The organism is Paracoccus sp. R12_2, assembly GCF_017744015.1.
Lineage (GTDB): Bacteria > Pseudomonadota > Alphaproteobacteria > Rhodobacterales > Rhodobacteraceae > Paracoccus.
On the sequence record NZ_JAGHRA010000017.1, the window covers coordinates 34,310 to 60,506 of the forward strand.

Below are 26,197 nucleotides of genomic sequence, written 5' to 3' on the forward strand. Positions count from 1 at the left end.
TCGCTGTCACGCACCAGAGACAAAGAAATGTTGAGCCCGTAACGCTGCAATGAATGTACCAGAAACAGAATTTAAACCACGATTTGCCTTCGAACGCAGGATTTTCTTTGGCGACTGTGACCAGCTGGGAATCGCCTTTACTGGCCGGATTACGAATTTCGCGCTGGAAGCGATCGAGACTTTCTGGGACGATTTGCTTTCAGGCCGGGGCTGGCTTTTTCTACTCACGGAAAGAAACACGGCCATGCCTTTTGTCTCTATGGACCTACAATTCCATGCGCCGGTGAAAGCAGGCGCGAACCTAGCATGCGAGGTCTATGTGGTCCATGTCGGGGAAAGTTCAGTTGGTCTAAAAGTTGTCGGCCGTCAGCATGACTTGATTTGCTTCGAATGCGAAACGAAGTCAGTTTTCCGAGATGCTTCAACATTTGGTAAAGTCAAAATTGAAAGCTCAATTCGGCAGATTTTGCTCGCGGAAGTGGGTTCGGAAAATCAAACAGTGAGCTAGGCCTGTAGGCTTTGGAGACAGCAAAGCCTGTGCAAAACGATCTCATGTAAGGGAACACAAGAAAAAGCCAGAGAAAGGGAAGCCCGGGTGCCGGGCTTGAAAGGATAGAGAGAGGCTCTTCCGGGTCCGGCGTGACAAGGACCCTGACCATGGCCAAGACCACAACCCGCCCGAAACCCGCCACTGCGAAGAAAACCGAAGCCACTGAGTTGTCCGTGCCTGGCGGCGGGACCGACATCCGGATGATCCCGCTCGACCAGTTGGAGCCGAGCCCGCTCAACGTTCGAAAAGTTGCGGCCAGCGCCAGCGACGATGCTGAGCTCCTCGTCAGTATCCGCGAGACCGGAATTAAACAGAATCTGGTGGTTCATGCGCTGTCAGAGACACGTTTTGCAGTCGATGCCGGCGGTCGTCGCCTCAAGGCGCTGAAGCAGCTCGCTGAGGACAGCGTCATCCCCGCCGATCACCCCGTGCCCTGCCTCGTCGATGATAAGCGCAACGCCATCCTTACTTCTGCAACTGAAAACCTCCAGCGCGCGGCGATGCACCCCGCCGACCAGTTCGAGGCTTTTGAGGCGATGATCGCCGAGGGCCGCAGCGAAGACGAGATCGCGCTCAAATTCGGCGTCTCCGTCGACCTGGTGCGCCGCCGCCTCAAACTCGCCCGTGTCGCGCCCGAGATCATCGAGCAGTTCCGCGCGGGTGATCTGACCCTTGAATGCGTGATGGCTTTCACACTGACCGACGACCATGATCGCCAGCTGGCGGTCTGGAACGCAGTGAAGGGCGGCTATCACATCCATCCGCAAAGCATCAAACGCCATCTTACCGAGACCGCCCATTCGGCGAACTCGGCCATCGGGCGCTTTGTCGGCATTGAGGCCTATGAGGCGGCGGGTGGTGTTCTGCTGCGCGATCTCTTCGACGACCGCGCCAGCGCCCATATGGAGAACCCCGAACTCCTAGAGCGTCTCGCCATCGAAAAGCTGCAGGCTGCGGCGAAAACCTTCGAGGGAACGTGGAAATGGGTCGAGGTGCATCTCTCGGTGGATTACGGCGCGTTTCGCAGCTTCGGGCGGGTCTATCCGCAGGACATCGACCCCGATCCGGACCTGCTCACCGAAGAAGAACGTCTCATTGCGCGCGAGGAAGAACTGGCGGCGAAGAATGACGGCGAGGACTGGACGGACGCGGAGACGGAAGAATATTATGCCATCGAGCCGCGCCTGCGCGAGATCGAGGCCCTGCAACGCGAACGGCAGCCTTACGCGGACGAAGATCGTGCCATCGCGGGCGTGGTTCTGACCATCGGTCATGACGGCGCGCTGCGTGTCGAGAAAGGCCTCGTGCGGCCAGAAGATATCCCCGCTGCGGTCGTCCCGAGCGAAAATAGTGCTGACGCGGGTGATGCCCCGTCTCCTGTCCGCCCGAACGTGACGCCGCCAACCTCCTCGACACCGGTGCCCACCTCCGACCCGGCCGCGACCTTGCGCAAGGCGAACGGGATTTCGGCGAGCCTCGCCGACGATCTGCGCGCGACGCGTCAGCATATCCTTCGGGCGCATCTGGCGGCGGATTTCGAGGTGGCGTTCGATGCGATGCTCTACGCGCTCTGCGAGCAGGCTCTGGGGCGGTCCTACAACAACGAGGCGCTCGATATCTCGATCCGGCCCTTCCAGGCGCAGAACCGCGAGGTGCTGCATTCGGATACTGTTGCCCAGAAGATGCTCGAGGCGCTGGAGCAGGGCCTCGCCACCGACTGGATTACGCTGGAGAAGCCCGAAAACTTCCGGGCGATGTCGGCGCTGCCCATTGCCGCCAAGCAGGCGCTTTTCGCCTGGGCGACGGGTCTGGCAGTCAAGCCGCAGCTTTCCTCCGACAATCGCCCCTCCCCGATCATCGAGGAGATCGGCGCGCGTCTTGACGTCGATGTGGCGGCCTGCTGGCGCCCGACTGCTCAGAATTACTGGGGTCGGGTCAACAAGGGGCATGCGGTCGCTACCGCGCGCAAGCTCATTGGCGACGATTACGCCGAAGATCGCAATCGCGAGCGTAAGGGCGATATCGCGGCCGCGATGGAGCGGGCCTTCGCGGAAACGGCCGGCGAGACGGAAGGGTTCGACGCCGCAACGGTTGTCAGGACGACGCGCTGGCTGCCCGACGGGATGGTGTTTGCCGGTGCGGCGGAGGCTGTTGCCGACATGGCAGGCGAAGCGCCGGAGACCGAGGAGGGGGATGTGTCCGCCGAAGATTCTCTGAGCGACGCCGAGAGCGATGAACCGTCGTCCTTGCCCGCCTTCCTCAGCGAGGATGCGGCTTGACGAGCCGCACGCTGACCTGATCACGACATGAGCCTTGGGCCGTCCTCACATCGAGGGCGGCCCTTTCCGGCTGACGGGTTACCAACAGCCGATATCGGATCGGCGGGCCCGTCCCGGAGATATCCCATGACCACCACACTTGACCTCGATCCCGTTAAGGAAGCCGCACTCGTCGCTTCGCAGAATGACGCCTTTCGTCGCTCTATCCTTGGCAATATCCTCGTCACCGATGCCCCGCAGGGCCAGTTCGTGATGACCCGTGGCGTTGCAGCGCTTGGGCCCGATGCCCAGCTTGCTCTCACCCGCAGCGTGGCTTCATTTGACGCGTTCAACGCTGACAGCGACCCGCAAGGATGGCACGAGATGGGCGTCATCGACCTCGACGGCACGAAGGTCTGGTTCAAGATCGACCTGTACGACGTCGACTACACCTATGGCTCGCCTGAGCCCTCCGATCCTGATCAGACGCGCCGGGTCCTGACCCTGCTTCTGCCGTCGGAATACTGACGCCCCTTTTTCACCGACATCGCCACGGATCGCCCTTGCACAAAGGGCGGTCCTTTCGGGCTGGCGGGTTCCAAGGGGCGCGATGATCGTGTCCGGCCTGCCGCAGGAGACCAGAGATGGCCAAGACACTCGACTACCAGATCACCCTCTATCCCGCACATCGCGATGGCGCCTTCGTCGTCACCCAGTTCCAGATGCTGGCGAACTACCCCGAAAAGCGCATCGAGGCCGCGGGCATGGATGATCTGATCGACCAAGTGACGCAGTTCGCGATGGAGCACGGCGAGAGCTGCAGCGCCTCGGTGCGCTGCCTCGCTCCGCGCAAACCGCCGGGGTTCAAGCGCGCGACCGAGAATTTGTATTTCAACCTGGTTGACCGGACGGCTGAGAAACGCGGCGACGCTGCGGCCTGAAGCCCCCCAAAGGAAACCTCCGGGGCGCGGCCTGCAAGACGGTCGCCCTCACCCTCCCTCAATTCCAAAGGACCGAAGATATGACACAAGCAAATGATTTCTACGCGCAGATGCTCGAAGCCCAGAGACGGGCAGCCGAACAGCGGGTCGAGACCCGCGCAGCCCTTCTCACCGAACTGCGCGGCCTCGGCGTGACCGGCCTCGACGTGCAATATGAAGGCTATGGCGATTCCGGCAATGTCGAGGAGGTCGTCGTGACGCCTGACACGATTACCCTGACAGAAGAGCTGCGGCGACGGGTCGAAGATTTCGGCTGGGACTTTGCCTATGCGCTGAGCCCTGGCTTCGAAAACAACGAGGGCGGCTATGGCGAATTGACCTGGGCGCTCGAGACGGACAAGATCGATGTCAGCCACTCGAACCGCTTCATCGAGACCGACACCACAGAACATGAGGGGCTCTGACATGGCACATCCTCTCCACCACGCCGAAAGCTCGGCCCGTAGATTTGGCGGTGTTCCAGATGATTACCAACATGTGCATGACTGGTTTGACTCATCTAAAGAGCACCTAGGTCTCTTTGTTCACAGAGCCCAAAAACATCATACGGTCGGGATCTATGATGCCGAGCGGGTGTTCGGTCGCAGCCTGATCAACAGCGCGGGCCGGGTCGTTCCGATCCGCTGGATCGGCGAGCAGCATGTGCGCGAAGACTGCCAGGGGCGTATCCCGTCACTGGCTGACTGGCTCGGACGCATACAACCCGAACCGTGGATGGCCAATGGCCGGATCGACAACGACCCGACGCAGATCGGCAGCGATCCGCGTGCGGCCTGGGTCCAGGCGGTTGCGGGTCACCAGACCATTCTTGGCTTTGAGGATTGGCTTCTCAAGGTCTCTGTCGAGCACGTCCAGCATCGCCAGAATCGCGCCGCCGCCTGATCCGCCGGGCGGCAAACTCACCAACCATCTGATCCCATCCAGATCGACCCGCCTGCGCCACAACCGGCTTGGCGGGTCGATTGCGTTTCGAGAAAGGACATGGACATGCAAGATCCCGTCTACGAGGAGGTCCACCAGGGCCACACGATCAAGATCTACCACGACCCCGACGCTGAGGACCCACGAGAGTGGTGCAACCTCGGTACGCTGATCTGCTGGCACCGCCGCTATCGGCTGGGTGACAGCCATCAGTACGACAGCCCTGAGGCGTTCCTGCGCGATCTTGCGGGCGTCTCGGATCAGAGCGATCTCTCGATGGATCGTCTGCGGGACCGCGCCGAGCGGAAGGCAATCATTCTGCCTGTGTTTCTCTATGACCATTCCGGTCTCGCGATGAACACCGTCGGGTTCCACTGCCCGTGGGATTCTGGGCAGGTCGGTTACGTCTACGTGACGCTCGAAGCGGTCCGAAAGGAATTCGGTGTAAAACGCGTGACCAAGGCCCTGCGCGAACAGGCTGTAGACATCTTACGTGGTGAGACCGCCGACTACGATTCTTACCTTGGTGGGCGTGTCTATGGTTACATCGTCGAACAGGGTGGCGAGGAGATCGACGCTTGCTGGGGGTTTGTTGGCGCCTATGAGACGCATTGTTTGCCGGAGGCGCGGAATGCCGTTCCTCGGTCCGATCCCCATGCGCCACCCGCGACCGGTGCATTGACCGCATATCCATAGAATAACTCGCCGCCACACACCGGAACTATGGGCAGCACCCGATCGCGGACATGCATTGCTGCATTGCAGAAAAGTCATAGCCCGCCCATTGTGCGACTGCAGCATTGCTCCTATGTTCGCTCTTGTGATCGGTTCTCTCCTCCTCCCTGAGCCGATCCGGAATAATCGGCGGCATCCACCTCCTCCCGGATGTCGCCTTTTTATTTGCAGATCCCCATTCTGAGCTCTTGCGATTTCTCCTCGTTGACCATTCGGTCCCCGAGCTTGCTGTGTGTCGGGTCCGTTTCGCTGGAGGTGCCCAAAATGCAGGCACGGCCGTGTCCCAGCAGCCTGGCATGGGTTTGCGCGACAACGCCCACAGCGTCATCCCCAGATTTTGTGGATAAGTTTTCGCTGCCAAGACTTCAGTTTTCGAGGCCATGAAAGAGTGAGAGACAGGGCGGGAGGGGTGACCCCTCCCGGGTGAGAGAGTGCACGCGGGGCTCGGGGCCAACCCTCAACCCCGGAGATTGCCGATGAACGCTCACCCCCATTCCGTCCAACTTGCAACCGAGCCCGAAGCCCCTGCCCTGCCGGATGCCCCACGCTTCGCCCAAAACCTGATGCAGGCTGCGAAAATCCTCGTCCCCGTTTTCGAGGCAGGCAGGTCCATCGACGCCGCCGCACTTCGCGCCGCGATGGAAGATGCTTGCGGTGCCAGTGACACAAGTGGTGCCTGGGTCTGGAAAGACGCCTATGAGGCGGCCGAGGTCGCCCAAATCCTTATACTCTCGCGCTACGGCGCGCTGATGCAGCGTCAGGCACTGTCGCCGCAGGCCTTCCTCACCATGATCGAACGTTTCACGGCTCTGGCCCCGTCTCACACGCGCCGCTCCGAAGACAGTATCCGTCTGCAACAGTTTTCCACGCCTTTGCCCCTCGCGGCCATCGTCGCGCAGGCCGCCGGGTTTCGGGACGACGACCTGATGCTCGAGCCGTCGACGGGCACGGGCATGCTGGCCATCTTTGCAAAGATCGCTGGTGCACGGTTGGCGCTGAATGAACTTGCCGACACGCGCCGCGCCCTACTGGGGCAGTTGTTCCCCGATGCCGCCGTATCTGACCACGATGCTGCCTCGATCGACGATCGTCTTGATCGCTCGATCACGCCCTCGGTCGTGGTGATGAACCCGCCGTTTTCCGCTGCCAACCATGTCGAGGGCCGGTTTAGGCAAGCGACCAGTCAGCATGTGCTTTCCGCCCTGGCACGCCTCGCGCCTGGTGGGCGGCTTGTCGTCATCACCGGCGAAAGCTTCCGTCCCTCTTTGAAATCCTTCCAGTCGACATTTCAGCGGATCGGCCAGAGCGCCGATGTCGTGTTTTCGGCCCCCATCGACGGCAAGGTCTTCGCACGGCATGGCACCACGATCGACACGCGGTTGACGGTAATCGATAAGCGCGCGGCTGGTGCTGAAGAGACCGCACCGGCTGATATTGACGCCGCCTATCATCCGATCTGCGCGACCACGAGTGATCTTCTCTCCGTAGTACTCGCCCATTGCCCGGAACGCCGCAGCCCCCCGCCCTGCCCCACCACATCGGCCCTTTCGGTCCCGTCTCAGCCGACCCGCACCAACCTCCACGCCCTGCGCAACGCAGCACGCAAAGAAACCCGTGCGCTCGCCGAGGAACGCGCGAAGCATCCGTTCGACGACATCGAGACGGCCCCGCTCGACTACTTGCCAAAAGCCTGGAGCGAACCCTATGGCACGTTGCAGGACACGGTCTACGAGGTCTATGACCTGCAGGCGATCCGGATCGACGGCGCGGCGGAGCATCCGACAGCACTTGTGCAATCCGCCGCCATGGCCTCGGTGCCGCCGCCCGTGCCGAGCTACCGCCCCGTTCTGCCGAAGACCCTCGTTCGAGACGGTCTCCTCTCTGCGCCGCAGCTCGAAAGCGTGATCTACGCGGGCAATGCACACGAGACGCATCTCAAAGGCTTGTTCAAGCGTGGCGAGATCGAAGGCCAACTGATTGCAGCGGCTGAGGGTGACGAAGGCGCCTTCCGCCTGCGCAAGGGCTGGTTCCTCGGTGATGGCACTGGATGCGGTAAAGGGCGACAGGTCGCGGGTATCATTCTCGACAACTGGCTGCAGGGGCGTCGCCGCTCGGTCTGGGTCTCGAAGAGCGACAAGCTCATCGAGGATGCGCGACGCGACTGGATGGCGCTCGGCGGGCGTGAAAGCGATATCGTGCCGCTCTCAAAATTCCGCCAAGGCAGCGACATACGCCTGCCCGAGGGCATCCTCTTCGTTACCTACGCCACGCTGCGCTCGGCTGAACGTGAGGGCAAGGCTGCCCGCCTCGAGCAAGTGACCTCCTGGCTCGGCGAGGGGTTCGACGGGGTCATCGCTTTTGATGAAAGCCACGCCATGGCCAATGCCGCCGGCGAAAAGTCCGACCGCGGCGACAAAAAGGCCTCTCAACAAGGCCTTGCGGGCCTCGCGCTGCAAAACGCCGTGCCCGACGCCCGCGTACTCTATGTCTCGGCCACCGGGGCGACGGTCGTTGGCAATCTTGCCTATGCTTCGCGCCTCGGTCTCTGGGGCACGGGAGATTTCCCCTTCGTGACGCGGGCAGAATTTGTCGCCGCGATGGAGGCCGGGGGCATCGCCGCCATGGAGATGATTTCCCGCGACCTGAAGGCGCTTGGGCTCTATCTCGCGCGGTCCCTCTCCTATGCCGGGGTCGAATACGAGATGCTGGTCCATGAGCTGACGCCCGCCCAGGTCGCGATCTACGACAGCTACGCTGATGCCTACCAGATCATCCACACCAACCTTGAGGCTGCCCTACAAGCCTCTGGCATTTCGTCTGAGACAGGCACCTTGAACCCTCAGGCCAAATCCGCCGCACGCTCGGCGTTTGAGAGCAACAAGCAGCGCTTCTTCAACCACCTCATCACCGCCATGAAATGCCCCTCGCTGATCCGCGCCATCGAGGCGGACCTGGCGGCGGGACATTCGGCGGTGATCCAGGTGGTGTCGACCAGCGAGGCGGTGATGGAACGGCGTCTCGAAGAGATCCCGCCTTCGGAGTGGGATGATCTGCAGGTCGATTTTACGCCGCGCGAGAACATCATGGACTACCTGATGCATTCCTTCCCGACGCGGCTCTTCGAGCCTTACACCGACGAGAGCGGGGATCTGCGCTCGCGCCCGGCCGTCGATGGCGATGGCAATCACATCATTTGCCGCGAGGCGGAGCGGCGGCGGGACGAGCTTGTCGAGCATCTCGGTGCCCTCGCCCCAGTACAGGGTGCTCTCGACCAGATCCTTTGGCATTTCGGAGGGGAGGCTGTGGCCGAGGTCACGGGGCGCAAACGGCGCATCGTGAAGACGCGGGAGGGGCGGCTCAAGGTCGAGAAGCGTCCCGCTTCCTCCAACCTCGGAGAAACCCAGGCCTTCATGGATGATGCCAAGCGCATCCTGATCTTCTCCGATGCCGGTGGCACCGGGCGCAGCTATCATGCCGATCTCGGGGCCAAGAACCAGCGCCTGCGGGTGCATTACCTCCTTGAGCCCGGCTGGAAGGCCGACAATGCGATCCAGGGGCTCGGGCGCACCAACCGCACCAATCAGGCGCTGCCGCCGCTGTTTCGACCCGTCGCAACAGACGTGAAGGGTGAGAAACGGTTCCTCTCCACCATCGCGCGCCGCCTCGACACGCTCGGGGCGATCACCAAGGGGCAGCGCGAAACCGGCGGCCAGAACATGTTCCGCGCCGAGGACAATCTTGAGAGCCCCTACGCACGCGCGGCGCTGCGACAGTTCTTCTACAAGCTGCGGGCGGGCAAGATCGACGCCTGCTCATATGCCAGGTTCCAGGAGATGACCGGGCTGACACTCGATGAGGCGGATGGCACGATGAAAGAGAATCTGCCGCCTATCCAGCAGTTCCTGAACCGCTGTCTGGCACTGCGGATCGACATGCAGGACGCGATCTTCGAGGCTTTCGGCGGGTTACTTTCGGCCATCATCGAGGACGCACGGCAGGCTGGCACGCTGGACGTCGGGCTAGAGACCCTGCGCGCCGAAAAATTCGAGATCGTCGACCGCAAGGTGATCTTCGAACATGAGGCGACGGGGGCGACGGCCACCGCCCTGACCGTTGAGCGTACGGATCGAAACGATCCGCTCACCCTGTCCCGCGTGAAAGCCATCTGCGCTGATAACAAAGGCGCGACGCTCTATTGGAACAAGACCTCCAAACGCGCGGCCCTGATGGTGAAGGCGCCGGCCTTCATGGATGAGGATGGCGTACCGATCCTGCGGGTGAAACTGCTACGGCCCATGGCGACCGAGATCCTCGCCCTCACCGAGTTCTCGAAATCGCACTGGGAAGAGATAGACGATGCGATGTTCGAACAGCTCTGGCAGGCTGAGGTCGACGCGGTGCCGCAGTTCACCACATCGAAGATCACGCTGATCTGCGGCCTCCTCCTGCCGATCTGGGACCGGCTTCCTGCCGACAACATGCGCATTTACCGCCTGCAGGCCGAGGACGGGGAGCGCGCTATCGGCCGTCTCGTCAGTCAGGAGCAGCTCCTGAATGTCTATTCACGCCTTGGTCTCGATTGTCAGATCGAGATGTCGCCGCAGGAAGTGCTCAGCGCGGTGATGGAAGCCAGGACGACCCTGAACCTCCTCGGCGGCTACCAGTTGCGCCGGTCGTTGGTCATGGGACAGCCGAGACTTGAGCTGATCGGCGCGTCGGGCGCGGCCCTGCCCCGTCTGAAAGCGATGGGTTGTTTTGCCGAGGTGATCCAGTGGAAGACTCGGGTGTTCATCCCAGTGGATGGCACTGACGTGCTGGCGCGGGTTCTGGCTGAGCACCCGGTGGGTGCCAGCGCAGCGGATGTCGCCGCATGAGCGCGCGGCGCAGCATCGCAGACCTCTCGGCCGCTCTGGCAGACCGTGCCGAGAGTTTCTGCCGCCAGTATTTCCCCGAGGGTCGTAAGCAGGGCAATTATTGGCAGGTCGGCGACACGTCCGGTGCAAAGGGCCAAAGCCTCGCCATCCGTCTGCAAGCTCAAGGTGAGCGCAAGGCCGGATCCTGGCAAGATTTCGCGACGGGTGAATATGGCGATCTCATCGACCTGCTGCAGGAACGGCTTGGGTCGGTCACGCTCAAGGAGACGCTGAGGGAGGCCCGGTCCTTTCTCGGCGAGGCCCCCTGCCCTGCCGCACCTCGAGACACCCAAAGGGCTGAGCGCCCTGATGCAGCCTCCGCCAAACGCATCGCGCGGGCGCGGAAGCTCTTTGCCGCTGGCAAGCCGGTGCTTGGCACCCCGGCCGCCACCTATCTGCAGGGGCGCGGCATCACACGGCTTGGACCTGCCCTGCGCTATCACCCTCGAGTCTTCCTGCGGCAGGGCGAGGACGATCCCGATCAGCCGCGAAGGGCCCCTGCCCTGCTCGCAAAGATCACCGACAAACGGGGCCAGATCACCGGATGCGCGCGGGTCTATCTCGACCCGTCTACCGACGGGTTGGCCACGATCGAGAGACCCAAACGGATCCTTGGGCAGCTGCACGGCCATGCCATCCGCTTCTGGGCCGGCGCGGGTCGCTCGGATCTCATCGTCGGCGAAGGGCTCGAAAACACCCTCTCAATCGGAACGGCTCTCCCGGAGTTCGACCTCGCCTCCTGTCTCACCGCCACCCATCTCGGCCTCTTCATTCCATCGCCGGGGATTCAGCGCATCTGGATCGCGCGGGACAATGACGATGCCGGACGCAATGCATCCATAAGATTGCGTAACCAACTGGAATATCGAGGAATTTCCTGCGGTTATCTCGTCCCTGAACTGGGCGATTTCAACGATGATCTGCGGACATTTGGCAGAGATGCGCTGCGCCGGTCTCTGTTAGGGGCCATGAAGGCAAACGGTCTGGAGATCGAGGACGGATGAGCGCCAGTCTCCCCGGTGATGCCGGACAGGGCAAAGGTTCCGCGGGTTCGATCTGATCCCGTTTGGATAAGGGGAGCGATGGACCGGCGGGTCGGGGCAGAGTGCCCCTCGCCCGGGCAGCAATGCCCCCCGAACCAGAAAATTCCCCTGCCCCTTCGGGCCATTCCTCGCGGGAGCAATTTTCCGGCCTTGGGCGCATTCTCCGCTGCGCTCCGATCCTGACGGATGCGGCCCGGTCGCCGCCGGTCCTGATATCGCCCCATCCAAATCGGGTCAGATCAAACAGAGGAACCAGACAATGCCCCATCAGACAGACATCCAAGAGGAGACCGGCGTGACCTCCGGCATCCTCGACCACCTGGCACTTCACGGCGCAACACCGGGACCCGGCGAGACCGATCACCGCCCCCTGCCCCAGCCCGACGAAGTCGAACTCGCCATGGCGACCCTCTTTGACACCACCATCGGCCTCCTCACTGGCAGCCAGTTGGAAGACAATCTCGAAGAGATGCTCTGGTCCCTCACCTCGATCTTCCATCGTCGGCTCACCCATATCCAGAAGCTTCTCGACGACAACGAATTCGAGGTCAGGGAAAGCTTGGGGCTACAGGACGGCTCCGAGGTCGCCTCGGTCGAACTCGAGCGCCTCCAGATGATCGGGCTCAAGCTCTGGGACCATCGCGACGCCTTCGAGCAGATGCGCGATCTGGCCGTAGACCACTTCTCGGCCGCCACCGGTTCGCCCTGGCTCCCCCGCACCGGATCCAAGGTCTCACATCGCGGCCTCACCTCCGCCGTGGTGGACAGCCGGGCCTATCTCTCGGCCAAGCGTCGCAAGGAGACCGAGGTGCACTGCCCCGAAGGCACGCGGATCGCTTTCTCAGGCGGGGACTATCAGGCTTACGATCTGATATGGTCCGTCCTCGATGCCACCCATGCGAAATACCCCGACATGGTGCTGCTGCATGGTGGCACGCCCAAAGGCGCCGAGATGATCGCGGCCCGCTGGGCAGATACCCGTGGGATCACCCAGGTGGTCTTCAAGCCCGACTGGAAGAGCCACGGCAAGGCCGCCCCCTTCAAGCGCAACGACAAGATGCTCGAAACCATGCCACAGGGTCTGATTGCCACGCCCGGTTCGGGCATCACCGAGAACATCGTCGACAAGGCCCGCAAGCTCGGAATCCGCATCAAGAGGATCGGGGCTTAGGCCCCGGTTCACGCCCCGCGCAAGAGGTCCTGTACGACGGAAGGCTTCTTGGCGATCAATGCCAGCAGAACCTGTGCTGGGCCTGTCGGGTGCCGGCGCCCGTGTTCCCAGTTCAGGAGCGTACCTTTCGCGACGCCAATGCTCTTCGCAAACTCGGCCTGGGACAGGCCCGTCCGTTGCCGGACTTCGGCGACATCGACCTCCGCCACGGAAACTTCATGCACTTTGGCGTCGGCCAAATCGCCATTCGCGAAGGCCAGAGCCTCTTCGAGGCCCTTGGATACGGTTTCAAATGCACTCATGTTGCGTCTCCATATTTCGCGACAAGCGCCTTGCTCATCTCTACCGCAGCAGCTTGTTCGGTCTTTGACAGGTTGGCTTTCTCATTCTTGGCGAAGACCGTGATCAGAAAGATCGGCATATGGGTCCCGCCAAAGACATACACCGTCCTGAAGCCGCCACTCTTGCCGCTCCCCTCTCTCGGGATGCGGACTTTGCGTAATCCGCCGCCAAGAGAGACGCCCGCTTCCGGATTGGCGGCAATGAAGTTGATCGCCGCCTCACGCTCCTGGTCCGACATGATTGCCTTGGCGCGCCTTTGGAATTCGGGCAGTTCGACCACTGTCTGCAATCGCGTCATCGTCAGTTCCATATAGGTTTTGGCGGCGTATGTGTCAATGACGTATAGTATGCGCACTGGAAGGGCAAGTTGGCAACTGATGCTAGAGCTAGGCAGTATGCTCTGTCCGTTGGTACCGGCGGCCCTTGACCAAATATCTTGTCGCATTTTCTGACCGAACCAACCAGACGGGCTGTCATTTAGGGCTATTGGATGGTTGCGGTGTCTCGTGGCGACCCGGCCTTTCGTTCCACGCTCTGTTCGCGTCGAGCACTCCTCCGCATCTTGGGCGCTTCAGCGAAGACTATCGGCACGTTAGTGATCCTGGGGATGCGACTTTGACGTCTGGACGATGTCTCATCTTCTGTGAGTTAGTAAGAAGCCAAGATTCTGGTGGCAACTCCCTCGGCTGTTCACCCAGTTTCCTTCGCGGCCACCGCACTTCTCCCGATGTCTGAGTTGCATGACATGCTGGTCGCAGCTGTCGTCCCGTCCACAAAGGTTGTCGCCGATCTTTTTCCCCTGACCCACCAAAGAACAGGGGTGGGCCAATCCTCGCGCGGCAAAAAGATCGGCGCCTGCCCCTCTCCGCTGCGCTTCGCCTTCGGTGTGGCCGGGCCTTGGCCAGCTGCAAGTTGACCATCATTGCAACGCAAACAAGGAGAAGAGCAATGACCACGAACTGCATCAAATTCACCAGCGCCGACATCGAAACCGCCAAAGGCGTCGGCTCCATCTCGACCCTGACCTTCGACCTCGACATCACGGTCGAACCCGTCGCGAGCTCGAACCCGATGGCCCCCACGCACCGCGTCCTCGGCCGCTCCCCGCGCGGCAAGCTGGTCGAATGCGGCGGCATCTGGAAGAAGCAGAACAAGGAGACCGGCGCAGACTACTACACGCTGACCATCCGCGACCACGGCTTCAACGCCAACCTCGGCAAGGCGGCAAGCCAGGACGATCTGTCCCTGCAGGCGATCATCCCCTGGGGCCCCAAAGACGCCGCGTGACGCAAAGAATCGGCTGGGGCAACCCAGCCGATTCTCGTTGTCTCCTATGGCACTGACACGATTTATTATGTGTTGGAGTGGCATGGGCGATGTGTTTGACGGAACCAAGTGACCACGGTTCAGATGTAGAACTTTTCTGATGCAGCTCGCTGCGTGGCTGTCGTGTTTGCGGATCCGCTAGGCGTTTCGACGCTTCAAGCCATGTGCCGTTTGACAGCCGTGCAGTTACATAAATGTATTTTAAAACAGTAGGTTAAAGTATTTTTACCGCGCCGTTCGAGTTGAGTGCTGCGCAGAAGGCCGCACCGTTGGTTCCATATGTTGGGCCGCCTTTTTCGCCGCTCACTATAGCTTGTCGCCGCATCTAGACTCGATCGTGCTGCGGGAGTGCATAAGCCACCGCGTGAAAATCGTTGTTAAGACTCATTTTTCCGTGTAGATGACACTTTAAAGGGATAAATTGCTGAAAAAGCGATATTTAGAGGGCAGGCGGATGCGAGATAGGTCATTTACGGCTGATACGAAGGATCAACCCTTCGACGAGATCATCCTTCAACAGGGAGAGCTGATTTCTGACCGTCTCAATATGTTGCGGCAGGAACAGTATCCTCCAGATGCCCAGAAAGGTCTACGTCAGTTTTCGCTGGCGGAGGTCGCTTATTATCTCGGCGTGACCCAGTCGACAATCAAGAAGCTCCACCTAGAAGGTAAGGGGCCTGATCCCGAAACCTCGTCGTCGGGGAGGCGTAGTTATTCAGCTGAGCAAATGCTCGAACTGCGGGCGTATTTGGACAAGCATGGTCGGCCTGGAAAGCGGCGGTATGTGCCCCATCGGCGTGAAGGTGAGGAACTGCATGTAGTTTCTGTCGTCAACTTCAAAGGCGGGTCCGGAAAGACGACGACTGCGGCTCATCTGGCTCAGCACTTGGCGCTGAAAGGGCATCGTGTACTGGCGATCGATCTTGACCCGCAGGCATCACTGACAGCTCTGCATGGTATTCAGCCGGAGCTCGATAATGTTCCATCGCTCTACGAGACGCTCCGCTACGATGATCAACGCAAGCCAATTATCGAAGTAATCCGACCAACGAACTTTCCTAACCTTGATATCGTGCCTGCAAGTTTGGAACTTCAAGAGTATGAGTACGATACCCCCGTTGCCTTGACGAGCAGCGACCCCCACGAGGGGCGCCTTTTCTTCACTCGGATCTCTAAGGCGCTCGACGAAGTCGATGATCGCTATGATGTCGTGGTGATCGATTGCCCACCGCAGCTTGGCTATCTCACGCTGACCGCACTGACAGCCTCGTCGTCAGTCATCGTCACCGTCCACCCACAGATGCTGGACGTTATGTCGATGAGTCAATTTCTGCTCATGCTTGGCGGAATCATGAAGACAATACGAGACGCTGGCGCGAACATGCGACTGAAATGGTTTCGCTATCTGGTTACCAGGTTTGAACCCACTGATGGCCCTCAGAAGCAGATGGTCGGGTTTCTGCAGGCGATGTTCCCGAACCAGATGCTTACCGCGCCTGTTTTGAAATCCACGGCGATCTCCGACGCTGGGATTACTAAACAGACACTCTACGAGGTCGAGCGCTCCCAGTTTGTTCGCACAACTTATGACCGGGCAATCACTTCACTGAACGACGTGAACGATGAGGTTTCGGAGCTGATCCACAAAGCATGGGGGCGCGAATGACGACGTCTTTGACAGCCGTGCAGATTGATAGTTTTGACAGCCGTGCAGACAGCCATTTGTCCAGAGTGTTCACGTCTATGATCGCCCAGAAGGAGACAGTTTGATGGCTCGTAAAGACCTCCTGAAAAATGTGATGGCCAGTTCTTCCGAGCAGCCGAAGGACTCTGGCCGATCAGGCTATGCGATGCGTGGCGCATCAAAGTCCATGAAGGTCTCGATTGACAATCTTGCCGAAAATTCGAAGCGCTTGCTCGAAGGGGAAACCATCGTCGAAATCGATCCCCAATTGATCGATGTGTCCTTCATTTCGGATCGTCTCAGCGACGACGACGAGGCCTTCAACGAGCTGAAGGAGTCGATTGCAACTGGTCGCCAGGACACTCCAGTACTGCTTCGCCCGCACCCGGATCTGGACGGTCGCTATATGATCGTCTTCGGCCATCGGCGTGTGCGCGTGGCGTCAGCCCTTGGCCGGAAGGTTCGCGCTGTAGTCAAACCAATGGACGATGTGGCGCACATTCTCGCCCAAGGGCAAGAGAACACGGCGCGCGCGGATCTTTCATTCATCGAGAAGGCGCTTTTCGCAAAAAGCCTCCTTGATATGGGGCAGGCGAAGGATGTGATCCAGTCGGCGCTGACCATTGATGGAACGCTGTTGTCGCGCATGTTGTCTGTCGCGCAGAACATCCCGAGGCATGTGATTGAGCGGATCGGTCCCGCTAAGCAGATTGGCCGTGACCGCTGGGAGGATTTCAAGAAGCTGGCTTCGGAGTCTGCGAACCAAAAGGTCCTTGAAGGTGCCTTGGAACTCGAAGGGTTTCACGAGCTGGATAGCGATGCAAGGTTCGAGCTCCTGCACAGCAGACTGGCAGAGGCGGGCAGGACACCCAAGCGCAGAAAGACGCGCATGGCACCCAAGAAGCGCACCTGGACCGCCGGCAAAGGCCGCATCAAAGGGGTAATCGGCCGGTCCGGAAGGGCATTCAGTATTTCGCTGACAGCACAGGATTCAACCGAGTTCGGAGACTTTCTCTCCGGTCGACTGGATCAGCTCTACAGCGAATTCCTCGCAACAAAAGAGGAGCAGTCGGAACAATGATCTAGGCAAAAGAAAAGCCCCCAAGCAGCGTGGCCTGAGAGCTAATCTGAAAAGTTTGGTCGCTTAGAAGATACCTCTCCCACGAATCACTGTCAACGATGAACGCTTTTGAGCGAACGGCTTTCTTTTGCCTCCACATAACCGGAGGTGAGATACAGGCATGAAACATACAGGTTGGCGCAAGCCGACACCGGGTCTTGGGGTTGCTGAGCAACTTGCCCAAGCCGGTGAACGGGTAGCAGTACCCAAAACACGAGCATTTGTCGCGCTCAAGCGCGTTGGTGCACATATCGGCCTGAAGGCTGGCGACATGATGCTCCTCGACACGCTCGGGGCCTTCACCCAGGCCCAGGACTGGGAGGAGGGGCAGCGCCCGATCGTCTGGGCGTCGAACGCCTATCTGATGGAGCGGACGGGCTTTTCGCTCTCCGCGCTCAAGCGCCATGCGCGGCGCCTGGCCGAGATCGGCGTGATTTCCTTTCAGGACAGCCCGAATGGCAAGCGGTGGGGCCGTAGGGACGCCGATGGGCGCATCGTTGAGGCGTATGGCTTCGATCTGTCGCCGCTTTCAGCCCGTGTCGAGGAGTTCGAGGAGCTTCATGCCGAGCTGCAGGCCGAGCGCGAGCTCTGCCAGCGCCTGAAGCGTCAGATTACGGTGGCACGCCGGATGATCCGCGCTCGGATTGAGGCGGCTATCAGCAGCGCGCTGCGCGGGCCCTGGAGCCAATTCACTGGACTCTTTGAGGAACTTCTGGACCGGCTTCCGCGTCGTCATGAAGCCTCTGAGCAGTTGGAACGGCTACTGTTGTGGTTCAAGGAACTTCAGGAACGGGTCGAAGCGGCCTATCTCAAGGCGACTGGTGCGACAAAACCTGTGGAAAACATCGGTAACAAAGACACCCAAATCACAAAAAAGACTCAAGAAATGGACCCCAGGGAGGTCATTTCTGAACCTCATATACTAATTACAAATCAACTTAATCCTGTAACTAGTAATTCCTCTAAAAAAGAGGAAGCGGCGGGCGTGGTACCCAATGCTCCACCCGAAGAGTGGGTTGATAGGGAGCTGGAAGACTGGGTTGCCGAGGTGCGCAAGAAGCGGACGGCGCTCGATCTGCCGACAATCATGCAGGCCTGTCCGGAATTCGCGTCCTGGGCGCGCAATATGGGTGGATTCCTGAAGGATTGGGGCGACCTGCACCGCGTTGCCGGGCAACTCAGGCCGATGATCGGTATCTCAGAGCATGCCTGGAACGTAGCGCAGGATCGAATGGGGACCCAAGTGGCCACGGCCGCATTTGCGCTCGTCTTCGAGAAGCACAGTGTCGGTGAGGTTGCCTCGCCGGGCGGATATCTTCGGGGCATGGTCGAGAAGGCTGGGGCAGGAGAGCTGCATTTGGAGCGTAGTTTCTATGGCAGGCTCAGCGGGCAGGCGGCGTGACGTATTGATAAATAAGTGGCATTGGCATATATTGCCAACAAAGGAGATCTGACACATGGTGACACGCAACGTTGTCCTGACCGAACCTCAGGATCAACTGGTTCAAGCCTTGGTGGCATCCGGGCGCTACCAGAACGTGAGTGAAGCAATGCGCGCTGGCCTGAGATTGCTGGAGCAGGAAGAAGCACAACTAGCCGGGATCCGGAAAGGTCTAATTGAAGGTCTGGCGCAGGCCAAGGCGGGCGATCTTGCGGAGGGAAGCGGCAAAGATGCGATCCGTAGGGCCTTTGCGACTGCGCGCGCGCGTTCATGAGCCGATCCTTCCGGCTGACTCGTCGTGCGGAAGCTAGCCTCACTGAAATCGGCAGATGGACGATCGAGAATTTCGGGCTGCGCCAAGCGGAGCTTTACGAGGCCGAATTGCTCAACTGCTGTGAAAGAATTCTGAACGGCCAGGCCCATAGCCGGAGTTGCGCAGTTCTCGTTGATGATGTCGAAGACCTGCGGTTCATAAGGGCAGGGGAACATTTCCTTGTGTTTCTGGATCGATCGGACGAGGTCATCATCGTGGATATCCTCCATTCCCGCAGCGATCTCCCTCGCCATGTTGCCTCACTTTCGGCTTTGAAGTCCGAAGACTCCTGATCCACATCACAACCCGGCTGCCTTCGTCAGGTTCACCCGGAACCTGTCTCGGCGACGCTGATAGCGGCGAGTCATCTCGGCCGAAGCGTGCCCCAGCTGCTTCTGGACATAGCGCTCGTCGACTTCGGCGGAGCTGGCGAGACCGGCGCGTAGGCTGTGGCCAGAGAACATAGCGAGGCGGTCTTTCTCAGGCAGGTCCGACCGGATGCCCGCGTCCAGGACCGTGCGCTTGATCAGCCGCGCAACGTGTTTGTCGTTGAGCCGCTTGTCAGAGGCGCGTTTGCCATCCCGCGAGGTGCCGACAAAGACAGGGCCGAAGTCGATCCTGGCGAAGTGCAGCCATTGCTCGAGTGCATGGACAGGGCAGGTCTGGTCCTTGGAGCCGCGGCCGATCTCAACCTCGCGCCAGCCGGTCTTTGCGTTCAGGGTCAGTACGACGCCCTTGTCGAAGATCTCGATCCAGCCGCCCGAGTCCGGCGTGTCGTCCTTGTGAACGTCGAGGCTGACAATTTCCGACCGACGCAGACCGCCCGCGTAGCCAATCAGCAGGATCGCCCGATCCCGCAAGCCGCGCAGGTCGTAGGGCAGGGCGGCGATCATCGCCAGAATATCCTCGGCCAGAATCGCTTCCTTCTGCACCGGCGGGCGCGCGTGCTTGCGTTTGATCCCAGCCAACACCGTCGCGATGTGGCGGTTCTTACGATCGAGGGTGAATCCGCGTTGCGCATAGTTCCAGGCGAGGCCGGAGAGGCGGCGATCGATCGTGCTGACCGACAGGGGGCGGGACGCCCACTGCGAAGGGGAGGGGCCTGACCCGGAGGCGAGATCGGCGAGGTAAAGGCCGATCATCTCGGATGAGGGGGGCAGGGGCTCCACTCCCTTCATCCGGCACCAGCGCGCAAAATGCGCCCAATCCTTGGCATAGGCCTTCAGCGTGTTGTCGGACGCTGCAGCGCGGGCATAGTCGCGGGCGGTGTCGACCAGGCGATCAAGGCTGCCGGAGCCCGCGACATGGGAGGGCAGGGCGATCCCATCGCTTTTTTCTTGATTTCTCGCGTCGCCCTGAGCATTATGACTTGCATCAGAGTTTGATGATGTCGATTTCTCGTCCTCTGCGGCCATTTTCCAGTGAATCCAGCGATGAAATTAAACTGATTTTCAGCGTATCTTTTTATGTCCGATAATACAAACTTATTGGACATAACGAGGAACTGCAAAGCGAGGCGGTTTGCACATCATATTGTGGACGAAAGCGCCGCGCTGATGTAGGCTTCAGGCATGACTTTTTCCCGACCAGATCACACCAGCGACCTCGACACGTTACCCCGGATGCCTGCCTGGGTCACCTCTGCACGCGCTGAAACCCTTGAAGATGTTGCGTTTTTGTCGGGCGCGGCGCTGAACCACCTGCATCTTGTGTTGGGACGCGTGGAGGTGCCCCAAGCCTTGTTGTCGGACCGGCTCGCGCTGCGCGCGGCCGAAGCGTGTGTCGCGTTTTCCGGCCGACCGGAGCGGGCAGGGGAGCTGCGCGACGTCGTGCACCTTCTGCGCCCCGGCGATCTGCCCGGACCGGCGGGGGAAACCTACCTGGCTTGGCGCCGCGCGGCGGAACGGCCGGTGTCAGTCAAGGCTCTGCATCGCGCGCTGCGCGGACAGGAGGTTGCACAGATAGCAGGCTGGCTCGACGCGGGGCAGGGGGCGCCAGTCACCCGTGCGGCAATGGTGCTGGAGGCGGTGCTGACGGAGGGGCCCCGTGCCGATGTGTCGGCGCTGATCCTCGCGGATGCGGCGCTCGCGCAGGCGCTTGGTTGGGGGCATCTTGTGCCGCTGCTGGCTGCGGGCCTGAAGCGCGCTGACCTGCGCAAGCATGGCGACGACCTTCGCTTGGCTTGTCATCGGGCACTCATCTTTTCGGCGATCGAGTCGGTGCGGCAGGCCGCCGACCTCACGCGCCGAGCTGCGCATCTGAAAGCCGTCGCGCTGAAGCTGCGGGCCAAGGGGGCAGGGGGCGCGGTTGACATGTTCCTGACCCGCGATGCGGTGGCGCCTTCGGCCTTGCCCTTGCCGGATCGCGCCGCGCGGCGGCTCTGCGACCGGTTGGTCGACCTCGGCGCGGTGCGCGAGCTGACCGGGCGCGATACCTTCCGGCTCTATGGGGTGTAGCTATGGCGAAGGATCGCTCGGAACCTGACCTGGACCTCGAATTGGCCGACCTGCCGCCGGAGCTGCGCTGGCGGGAGTGGATGCGCCGGATCGAGGCGGTGCTCTTTGCCTCTGCCTCGCCGGTGCCGCGCGAGGATCTGGCGCGGGTCGTGGGGCAGGGGGCCTCGGTTGACCTGCTCGTCGAGGACCTCGCCGCCGAGCTGGAGGGGCGGGCTTTTGAAGTTGCGTGGGTCGCTGGCGGCTGGATATTCCGCACGCGCGCCACCTACGCCCCCGCGATCCGCGCGGCGGCAGATATCGGGGACCAATTGCTGGACCTGAGCGAATTCGACGTCGCGGTCCTGGCCGCCATCGCTTACCACCAGCCGATCACCCGCGACGCACTGAAGGATATCTTCGGCAAGGAGATCAGCCGTGACCTGATCGGACGGCTGCATGCGCGCGACCTGATCGGGACTGGGCCGCGGTCGCCGCGACGCGGCGCTCCCTATACCTTCGTCACCACGGAGCAGTTCCTGGTTGCCTTCGGATTGGAGTCCCTGCGCGATCTTCCCGATCGGGAGCAGCTGGAGGATGCGGGGGTTGTGGCGGAAGCTTCACAAGTCGATTTCGGGTAACGCGTTGCCGGTTTCCATTGCCATGCCTGACACAAACTCGGTAGTTCTGCTTATCGTTTCATCCGCAGTGCAACGATTCATGCGGAGAGCCAGAAATATTCACAATTTCAATGTGATAATCGTTGCAGACCTGTGAAGACGTCCACTTGCTCTATTCTGGTCGAGAGGATGTTGTCGCGTACGCTCGCGAGCAGTTCTTCGTCTGTTTTGGGCTGGAAGACCTTTGCGACCGGGAGCAACTGGCGAAGGCCGTGGTGGTCGCTTCGTCGTGAGAGCGATGCGGTGTTCGCATGCTGTGACCCGTTTACACGATCTAAACGAATTTCGAATATTTCGAGTGTTGCGATTGTTTCGAAGGACGGATAGCCTATATCCAACACGAGACGATAGAACCGGAGAGAGAAGATGAACGCCCTCAGAAAAGAGGCGTTCTTTGATCGTTTGCCCGACGAGGTAGAGATCAAGAACGCCGAACAACTCAGAACGATTGTGGCCTCCCAGATCAAGGAAGGCGAACCGACAAAGCTGTCGCTCGCCCTGGAAGACGGCGAAGTTCGCACCGTGACGCTTGCGCCGGCCTTGACGGCTTCGCTACTCGAAGTGCTGCGGCTTGTCTCGAGCGGTCGCGGGTTTCGGATGATCCCCGTCGAGTCAGAGCTGACCACGCAGCAGGCGGCGGACCTTCTCAATGTGTCCCGGCCGTTCCTAGTGAAGCTTCTCGAGGAAGGCGAGATTCCCTTTGCGAAGACCGGCCGTCATCGCCGGGTTCGTGCCGACGACCTCTTTGCCTACAAGGAGAAGCGTGACGCGTCTCGCTCTGATGCTTTGAGTGACCTTGCTGCAATGGATGCGGAAGAAGGTCTTGTATGAGCCGACACGCTGATCGGTTCACGGCGCTCCTCGATGCCTGCGTCCTGGGCGGAGCGCTTCGCAGAAACATGCTCCTGAGCCTGGCCGAGGCTGGTTTGTTCCGGCCTCGGTGGAGCAGTCGCATCCTTGACGAGACTCAGAAAGCGATCACCCAGATCACCAAGGGCGAAACCGATGGGTCCCGGCAAAGGGCGGCAATCGAGGCAGCATTCCCTGAAGCTCTGGTGACTGGTTATGAGATCTTCGAAGACAAGCTCGCGTTACCCGACCCCAACGACAACCACGTGCTGGCAGCGGCCATCGCGACGTCTGCTTCAGTCATCGTGACGGACAATCTTGCCGACTTTCCTTCCGCGGTTCTGGACCCGCACTCCATCCAGGCGATTTCCGCCGACGACTTCATCGCCGATACAATCGAGTTGGATCCCTCCGAGGCCATAATGGCCCTGCGCCGGATGAGGGAGCGCTTCAAGAATCCGGCGCTCGATGTCGCGACATTGATCCACAAGTCCGAAGCGCAGGGCTTGTTGCAGGTCGCAACCTTCATGGACGAGTACCAGTCGTTCTTGTGAGGAGAAGACCGGTGGGTGTTATCGCAAAGGCATACGGTACTGTCGGCGATGGTAGTTTACTTTATTTCCCGCCGGACGTGCTAAGCGGTCCGTGGTAATCTGTCACCACTGATCGATCTTCAGCCGAGGATTTTCTCTAACTCTTCGCCTTGGGCGGTGTGCTTCTCGGGGTTCTCTGCTTTCAGCTTGTTCACGTTGATGAGCTTCCATCTGACCGCTGGAAGCTCCGCCGCTTGAGGGCGACCGATCGCGTCGAAGTCGGGATCGCCTTTATGGTAAGCATCAAGGGAACCCCCTCTATTTTGGGCTGATTTGAGGTGCGATTATTGCGCGAGGCTGGCGATTTGACTGGCGCAATATGAGGGTTTTGAGATGAGTAAACGGCGGGTTGGGCGGGGTTCCAAATACTCGGATGAGTTCAAGCGGCGGTTGGTGGCAGAGAGCCAAGCCGATGGTGTCAGTGTGCCGATGGTTTCTCGCCGTCATGGCGTGCCGACAAGCCGGATTTATTCGTGGCGCAGCGATGACAGGTTTCAACCCGATGGGTCTGATGATGCCGGGTTCATGCCTGTTGAGATTTCAGGCGGCGATCACGATGCAGTACCGATGCTGCCGGAAGCGCGGCCTACAGCCAGCTCCCGGATAGAGATCACGCTGGAGAATGGGCGCAAGCTGAGCGTTAGCGACGGGGTTGATGCTGGCTTTGTGCTGGAACTGGCGCGGGGGCTGGCGGCATGATCCCTGTTCTGGCGGATGCGAAGATCTGGCTGGCGGCGGGTGTGACGGACATGCGGCGTGGGTTCAACGGTCTGGCGGCACAGACCGCGCAGGTTCTGGCGGGCGATCCCTATTCCGGCCATCTGTTTTTGTTCCGGGGACGGCGAGGTGATCAGATCAAGATGATCTGGTGGGACGGTCAGGGTGCATGCTTGTTCACCAAGCGCTTGGAGCGGGGTCGGTTTGTCTGGCCCACGGCCAGCGAGGGTAAAATCAACCTGAGCCGCGCGCAGTTGGCCATGCTGATGGAAGGCATAGACTGGCGCATGCCGCAGAAGACATGGCGGCCCGCGATGGTGGGCTGAGGCAATGTTTTATGGGCTTTCTTGCTGTTTTGGGATTCCCCCTGATGTCCGATTTTGCTATGGAATGGCATGCGTAAGACCCCTCCAAATCTGGCTGATCTGCCACCTGACGTGCAGGCCTTTGTAGCCGCACAAGCGGCGGAACTGGCCCGTAAGGATGCGGAGTTGTTGGGCCAATCGTTGAGCCATGCCTCCGCCCAAAAACGCCTCAAGGATGAGATGGAAGCCGCCCTTGCTGCCGAGCGCACCGCCCATGCGCGGGCCATCCAGAGCCGAGATACCCTCATTGCTGATCTGCGCTTGCAATTGCATGGTCACAAAAAGCACCGCTTTGGGTCAAAGTCGGAAAGCAGCGCGCAACTGGCGCTGGAACTGATCCTCGAAGAGTTGGAGATCGAGCAAGCCGCAGAGACTGAAGGTGATGGTGAGGGCCAGACGTCTTCCGAGGCAGACGTCCCAAAGCCGCCGCGCACCCCGCGCAAACGCAAGCCTTTCCCAAAGGGGCTTAAGCGGGTCAAGAAGACCATCACCCCCGGTGAGACCTGTGAAGACTGTGGTGGCCGCTTCAGGGAGCTGGGAACAGATGTTCTGGAAGAGTTGGAATATGTTCCAGGCCATTACATCGTCAATCAGATCAACCGCCCGCGTTTGGCCTGTAGCTGCTGTGACAAGGTGGTTCAGGCGGAGATGCCAAGCCGCCCCATCCCCAAGAGCTTTGTGGGTCCCGCGCTGATGGCGCATATCCTGTGCTGCAAATACGGCTATCACCTGCCGCTCTATCGCCAAAGCCAGATGTTTGAGAACGAAGGCATCGACCTGAGCGGATCGCTCATGGCCCTCTGGGTGGGCAAATGCACCAAGCTGCTTGAACGCGTGGCAGATGCCATCCGTGACCATGTGTTTGAGGCACAAGCCATCTTCATGGATGATACCACGGTCAAGCTGCTCCAGAAGGGCAAAGGGCGTGGCAAAAACAAGAGCAAAACCGCACGGCTATGGGTCTATGCCCGAGATGAGAGCGCCTGGTCCGGGGCCGCGCCACCCGCCGTGTGGTATCAGTTCTCCACCAACCGAGGTGCGGAACACCCGAGCGAACATCTCAAATCCTACACGGGCTACGCCCATGCGGACGCCTATGCAGGCTATAACGATGCCTACCGCACGGGGCGCATCAAGGAGATGGCCTGTATGGCCCATGTGCGACGGGAGTTTTATGCCCTGTATGAAAGCCTGAAGCTGCCTGTGGCGGGCGAAGCGGTCTTGCGCATTCGAAAGCTCTATGACGTTGAAACACAGGCACGGTTCCTACCACCCCATGAGCGCGTGGCCCTGCGTCAGGAACTCGCCAAGCCCATCTTTGATGATCTGGAGATCTGGCTCAAGGAGCAGTTGGGTAAAATCTCCGGCAAGACGCCACTGGCTAAGGCCATCCGATATGCCCTCGCGCGCCTGCCAAAGGCACGGCCTTATCTCGACAACGGCTTCTTGGAAATCGACAATAACACAGCCGAGCGGGCAGTGCGTCCTGTGGCCGTTGGAAGAAAGAACTACCTCTTCATGGGGTCAGAGGCAGGCGGCAAATCCGCAGCAATCGCCTATACTCTCATCGAGACCGCAAAGATGAACAACGTCAATCCCGAAGCCTGGCTCGCTTGGGTGCTCGAACGCATCCAGGATCATCCCGTCAATCGCATCCCCCTGTTGCTACCTTGGGCATCTCAGGGCATGATCAACGCGCAGAATGCTGAGGTCGGGGATCAACACGCCGCCTGATCAAACTTT

26 protein-coding genes and 1 pseudogene are annotated in these 26,197 nt (G+C 60.3%); 23 read left to right on the forward strand and 4 right to left on the reverse strand.

What is annotated here, in order from left to right; all coding sequences use genetic code 11:
* The first annotated feature begins 49 nt into the window (after positions 1-49).
* The 10 genes from J7359_RS16830 to J7359_RS16875 all read left to right on the forward strand — a co-directional run bounded on the left by J7359_RS16830 (position 50) and on the right by J7359_RS16875 (position 12,592).
* On the forward strand, positions 50-508 hold the full coding sequence (locus J7359_RS16830; RefSeq protein WP_007120589.1) for an acyl-CoA thioesterase: 459 nt from the start codon (positions 50-52) through the stop codon (positions 506-508).
* A gap of 149 nt (positions 509-657) precedes the next feature.
* Positions 658-2,829, forward strand: coding sequence for a ParB/RepB/Spo0J family partition protein (locus J7359_RS16835; RefSeq protein ID WP_009804227.1), 2,172 nt, complete (start codon positions 658-660; stop codon positions 2,827-2,829).
* 126 nt (positions 2,830-2,955) lie between these two features.
* The gene (locus J7359_RS16840; protein WP_009804228.1) at positions 2,956-3,336 is read left to right on the forward strand and encodes a DUF3768 domain-containing protein; all 381 of its coding nucleotides are present in this window, start codon (positions 2,956-2,958) and stop codon (positions 3,334-3,336) included.
* Between the two features lie 116 nt (positions 3,337-3,452).
* Positions 3,453-3,749, forward strand: coding sequence for a hypothetical protein (locus J7359_RS16845; protein WP_009804229.1), 297 nt, complete (start codon positions 3,453-3,455; stop codon positions 3,747-3,749).
* Positions 3,750-3,829: 80 nt separating this feature from the next.
* Positions 3,830-4,213: a DUF6878 family protein gene (locus tag J7359_RS16850; protein WP_009804230.1), complete on the forward strand. Its 384-nt coding sequence runs from the start codon at positions 3,830-3,832 to the stop codon at positions 4,211-4,213.
* A 1-nt stretch (position 4,214) separates the two neighbouring features.
* Positions 4,215-4,691 (forward strand): hypothetical protein, encoded by a 477-nt coding sequence (locus J7359_RS16855; protein WP_037930962.1) that lies wholly within the window; start codon positions 4,215-4,217, stop codon positions 4,689-4,691.
* Positions 4,692-4,796: 105 nt separating this feature from the next.
* Positions 4,797-5,426 (forward strand): hypothetical protein, encoded by a 630-nt coding sequence (locus J7359_RS16860; RefSeq protein WP_037931030.1) that lies wholly within the window; start codon positions 4,797-4,799, stop codon positions 5,424-5,426.
* A 515-nt stretch (positions 5,427-5,941) separates the two neighbouring features.
* Positions 5,942-10,339: a strawberry notch-like NTP hydrolase domain-containing protein gene (locus tag J7359_RS16865; protein WP_037930959.1), complete on the forward strand. Its 4,398-nt coding sequence runs from the start codon at positions 5,942-5,944 to the stop codon at positions 10,337-10,339.
* Positions 10,336-11,382: a toprim domain-containing protein gene (locus J7359_RS16870; protein ID WP_064225045.1), complete on the forward strand. Its 1,047-nt coding sequence runs from the start codon at positions 10,336-10,338 to the stop codon at positions 11,380-11,382. Before J7359_RS16865 ends, J7359_RS16870 begins: the two co-directional genes overlap by 4 nt.
* A 298-nt stretch (positions 11,383-11,680) precedes the next feature.
* Positions 11,681-12,592 carry a DUF2493 domain-containing protein gene (locus J7359_RS16875; RefSeq protein ID WP_064225044.1) on the forward strand — a complete coding sequence of 304 codons (912 nt, stop codon included), beginning with the start codon at positions 11,681-11,683 and terminating at the stop codon, positions 12,590-12,592.
* An 8-nt stretch (positions 12,593-12,600) separates the two neighbouring features.
* Here J7359_RS16875 and J7359_RS16880 read toward each other — a convergent pair whose 3' ends face one another.
* Positions 12,601-12,894: a helix-turn-helix domain-containing protein gene (locus J7359_RS16880; RefSeq protein ID WP_064225043.1), complete on the reverse strand. Its 294-nt coding sequence runs from the start codon at positions 12,892-12,894 to the stop codon at positions 12,601-12,603.
* Positions 12,891-13,244 carry a type II toxin-antitoxin system RelE/ParE family toxin gene (locus tag J7359_RS16885; protein WP_227511476.1) on the reverse strand — a complete coding sequence of 118 codons (354 nt, stop codon included), beginning with the start codon at positions 13,242-13,244 and terminating at the stop codon, positions 12,891-12,893. Before J7359_RS16885 ends, J7359_RS16880 begins: the two co-directional genes overlap by 4 nt.
* 638 nt (positions 13,245-13,882) lie before the next feature.
* On the opposite strand from J7359_RS16885, the gene J7359_RS16890 reads away from it, so the two are divergent.
* From J7359_RS16890 to J7359_RS16915, 6 genes are all read left to right on the forward strand, one after another.
* A complete protein-coding gene (locus J7359_RS16890; protein WP_065331090.1) occupies positions 13,883-14,221 on the forward strand; it encodes a DUF736 family protein in 339 nt (112 codons plus the stop codon).
* Between the two features lie 493 nt (positions 14,222-14,714).
* Entirely contained in the window at positions 14,715-15,926 is a 1,212-nt protein-coding gene (gene repA / locus J7359_RS16895; RefSeq protein ID WP_064225041.1) for a plasmid partitioning protein RepA, read from the forward strand.
* 103 nt (positions 15,927-16,029) lie between these two features.
* The gene (gene repB / locus J7359_RS16900; protein WP_064225040.1) at positions 16,030-17,025 is read left to right on the forward strand and encodes a plasmid partitioning protein RepB; all 996 of its coding nucleotides are present in this window, start codon (positions 16,030-16,032) and stop codon (positions 17,023-17,025) included.
* Positions 17,026-17,185: 160 nt separating this feature from the next.
* The gene (repC, locus tag J7359_RS16905; RefSeq protein WP_065331089.1) at positions 17,186-18,466 is read left to right on the forward strand and encodes a plasmid replication protein RepC; all 1,281 of its coding nucleotides are present in this window, start codon (positions 17,186-17,188) and stop codon (positions 18,464-18,466) included.
* A gap of 55 nt (positions 18,467-18,521) precedes the next feature.
* Entirely contained in the window at positions 18,522-18,779 is a 258-nt protein-coding gene (locus J7359_RS16910; protein WP_064225038.1) for a type II toxin-antitoxin system ParD family antitoxin, read from the forward strand.
* Positions 18,776-19,111: a type II toxin-antitoxin system RelE/ParE family toxin gene (locus J7359_RS16915; RefSeq protein ID WP_064225037.1), complete on the forward strand. Its 336-nt coding sequence runs from the start codon at positions 18,776-18,778 to the stop codon at positions 19,109-19,111. The genes J7359_RS16910 and J7359_RS16915 overlap by 4 nt, the downstream gene beginning before the upstream one ends.
* A 6-nt stretch (positions 19,112-19,117) precedes the next feature.
* Here the strand turns inward: J7359_RS16915 and J7359_RS16920 are convergent, their stop codons facing one another.
* Positions 19,118-20,233, reverse strand: coding sequence for a tyrosine-type recombinase/integrase (locus J7359_RS16920; protein ID WP_065331088.1), 1,116 nt, complete (start codon positions 20,231-20,233; stop codon positions 19,118-19,120).
* A gap of 156 nt (positions 20,234-20,389) precedes the next feature.
* On the opposite strand from J7359_RS16920, the gene J7359_RS16925 reads away from it, so the two are divergent.
* The 4 genes from J7359_RS16925 (at position 20,390) to J7359_RS16940 (ending at position 23,333) form a co-directional block, all read left to right on the forward strand.
* Complete coding sequence (locus J7359_RS16925; protein WP_065331087.1) at positions 20,390-21,274, forward strand: DUF1403 family protein; 885 nt, start codon at positions 20,390-20,392, stop codon at positions 21,272-21,274.
* 2 nt (positions 21,275-21,276) lie between these two features.
* Positions 21,277-21,891 carry an SMC-Scp complex subunit ScpB gene (locus tag J7359_RS16930; protein WP_065331086.1) on the forward strand — a complete coding sequence of 205 codons (615 nt, stop codon included), beginning with the start codon at positions 21,277-21,279 and terminating at the stop codon, positions 21,889-21,891.
* A gap of 405 nt (positions 21,892-22,296) precedes the next feature.
* Positions 22,297-22,761: a helix-turn-helix domain-containing protein gene (locus tag J7359_RS16935; protein WP_065331085.1), complete on the forward strand. Its 465-nt coding sequence runs from the start codon at positions 22,297-22,299 to the stop codon at positions 22,759-22,761.
* Positions 22,758-23,333, forward strand: coding sequence for a PIN domain-containing protein (locus J7359_RS16940; RefSeq protein ID WP_065331084.1), 576 nt, complete (start codon positions 22,758-22,760; stop codon positions 23,331-23,333). The genes J7359_RS16935 and J7359_RS16940 overlap by 4 nt, the downstream gene beginning before the upstream one ends.
* 119 nt (positions 23,334-23,452) lie before the next feature.
* Here the strand turns inward: J7359_RS16940 and J7359_RS20050 are convergent.
* Positions 23,453-23,608: pseudogene (locus J7359_RS20050) on the reverse strand (nucleotidyl transferase AbiEii/AbiGii toxin family protein); the annotation flags it as partial.
* 97 nt (positions 23,609-23,705) lie between these two features.
* Here J7359_RS20050 and J7359_RS16945 point away from each other — a divergent pair.
* The 3 genes from J7359_RS16945 to J7359_RS16955 all read left to right on the forward strand — a co-directional run bounded on the left by J7359_RS16945 (position 23,706) and on the right by J7359_RS16955 (position 26,188).
* Positions 23,706-24,071, forward strand: coding sequence for a transposase (locus J7359_RS16945; RefSeq protein ID WP_065331083.1), 366 nt, complete (start codon positions 23,706-23,708; stop codon positions 24,069-24,071).
* Positions 24,068-24,415, forward strand: coding sequence for an IS66 family insertion sequence element accessory protein TnpB (gene tnpB / locus J7359_RS16950; RefSeq protein WP_017467473.1), 348 nt, complete (start codon positions 24,068-24,070; stop codon positions 24,413-24,415). The genes J7359_RS16945 and tnpB overlap by 4 nt, the downstream gene beginning before the upstream one ends.
* A 69-nt stretch (positions 24,416-24,484) precedes the next feature.
* On the forward strand, positions 24,485-26,188 hold the full coding sequence (locus J7359_RS16955) for an IS66 family transposase (protein ID WP_065331082.1): 1,704 nt from the start codon (positions 24,485-24,487) through the stop codon (positions 26,186-26,188).
* The last annotated feature ends 9 nt before the right edge of the window (positions 26,189-26,197 follow it).

Excerpts from the sequence above, each read along its gene's own strand:
- J7359_RS16830 (WP_007120589.1), top strand. The coding sequence starts at position 50 with ATGAATGTACCAGAAACAGAATTTAAACCACGATTTGCCTTCGAACGC.
- J7359_RS16835 (WP_009804227.1), top strand. The coding sequence starts at position 658 with ATGGCCAAGACCACAACCCGCCCGAAACCCGCCACTGCGAAGAAAACC.
- J7359_RS16840 (WP_009804228.1), top strand. The coding sequence starts at position 2,956 with ATGACCACCACACTTGACCTCGATCCCGTTAAGGAAGCCGCACTCGTC.
- J7359_RS16845 (WP_009804229.1), top strand. The coding sequence starts at position 3,453 with ATGGCCAAGACACTCGACTACCAGATCACCCTCTATCCCGCACATCGC.
- J7359_RS16850 (WP_009804230.1), top strand. The coding sequence starts at position 3,830 with ATGACACAAGCAAATGATTTCTACGCGCAGATGCTCGAAGCCCAGAGA.
- J7359_RS16855 (WP_037930962.1), top strand. The coding sequence starts at position 4,215 with ATGGCACATCCTCTCCACCACGCCGAAAGCTCGGCCCGTAGATTTGGC.
- J7359_RS16860 (WP_037931030.1), top strand. The coding sequence starts at position 4,797 with ATGCAAGATCCCGTCTACGAGGAGGTCCACCAGGGCCACACGATCAAG.
- J7359_RS16865 (WP_037930959.1), top strand. The coding sequence starts at position 5,942 with ATGAACGCTCACCCCCATTCCGTCCAACTTGCAACCGAGCCCGAAGCC.
- J7359_RS16870 (WP_064225045.1), top strand. The coding sequence starts at position 10,336 with ATGAGCGCGCGGCGCAGCATCGCAGACCTCTCGGCCGCTCTGGCAGAC.
- J7359_RS16875 (WP_064225044.1), top strand. The coding sequence starts at position 11,681 with ATGCCCCATCAGACAGACATCCAAGAGGAGACCGGCGTGACCTCCGGC.
- J7359_RS16880 (WP_064225043.1), bottom strand. The coding sequence starts at position 12,894 with ATGAGTGCATTTGAAACCGTATCCAAGGGCCTCGAAGAGGCTCTGGCC.
- J7359_RS16885 (WP_227511476.1), bottom strand. The coding sequence starts at position 13,244 with ATGGAACTGACGATGACGCGATTGCAGACAGTGGTCGAACTGCCCGAA.
- J7359_RS16890 (WP_065331090.1), top strand. The coding sequence starts at position 13,883 with ATGACCACGAACTGCATCAAATTCACCAGCGCCGACATCGAAACCGCC.
- repA (WP_064225041.1), top strand. The coding sequence starts at position 14,715 with ATGCGAGATAGGTCATTTACGGCTGATACGAAGGATCAACCCTTCGAC.
- repB (WP_064225040.1), top strand. The coding sequence starts at position 16,030 with ATGGCTCGTAAAGACCTCCTGAAAAATGTGATGGCCAGTTCTTCCGAG.
- repC (WP_065331089.1), top strand. The coding sequence starts at position 17,186 with ATGAAACATACAGGTTGGCGCAAGCCGACACCGGGTCTTGGGGTTGCT.
- J7359_RS16910 (WP_064225038.1), top strand. The coding sequence starts at position 18,522 with ATGGTGACACGCAACGTTGTCCTGACCGAACCTCAGGATCAACTGGTT.
- J7359_RS16915 (WP_064225037.1), top strand. The coding sequence starts at position 18,776 with ATGAGCCGATCCTTCCGGCTGACTCGTCGTGCGGAAGCTAGCCTCACT.
- J7359_RS16920 (WP_065331088.1), bottom strand. The coding sequence starts at position 20,233 with ATGGCCGCAGAGGACGAGAAATCGACATCATCAAACTCTGATGCAAGT.
- J7359_RS16925 (WP_065331087.1), top strand. The coding sequence starts at position 20,390 with ATGACTTTTTCCCGACCAGATCACACCAGCGACCTCGACACGTTACCC.
- J7359_RS16930 (WP_065331086.1), top strand. The coding sequence starts at position 21,277 with ATGGCGAAGGATCGCTCGGAACCTGACCTGGACCTCGAATTGGCCGAC.
- J7359_RS16935 (WP_065331085.1), top strand. The coding sequence starts at position 22,297 with ATGAACGCCCTCAGAAAAGAGGCGTTCTTTGATCGTTTGCCCGACGAG.
- J7359_RS16940 (WP_065331084.1), top strand. The coding sequence starts at position 22,758 with ATGAGCCGACACGCTGATCGGTTCACGGCGCTCCTCGATGCCTGCGTC.
- J7359_RS16945 (WP_065331083.1), top strand. The coding sequence starts at position 23,706 with ATGAGTAAACGGCGGGTTGGGCGGGGTTCCAAATACTCGGATGAGTTC.
- tnpB (WP_017467473.1), top strand. The coding sequence starts at position 24,068 with ATGATCCCTGTTCTGGCGGATGCGAAGATCTGGCTGGCGGCGGGTGTG.
- J7359_RS16955 (WP_065331082.1), top strand. The coding sequence starts at position 24,485 with ATGCGTAAGACCCCTCCAAATCTGGCTGATCTGCCACCTGACGTGCAG.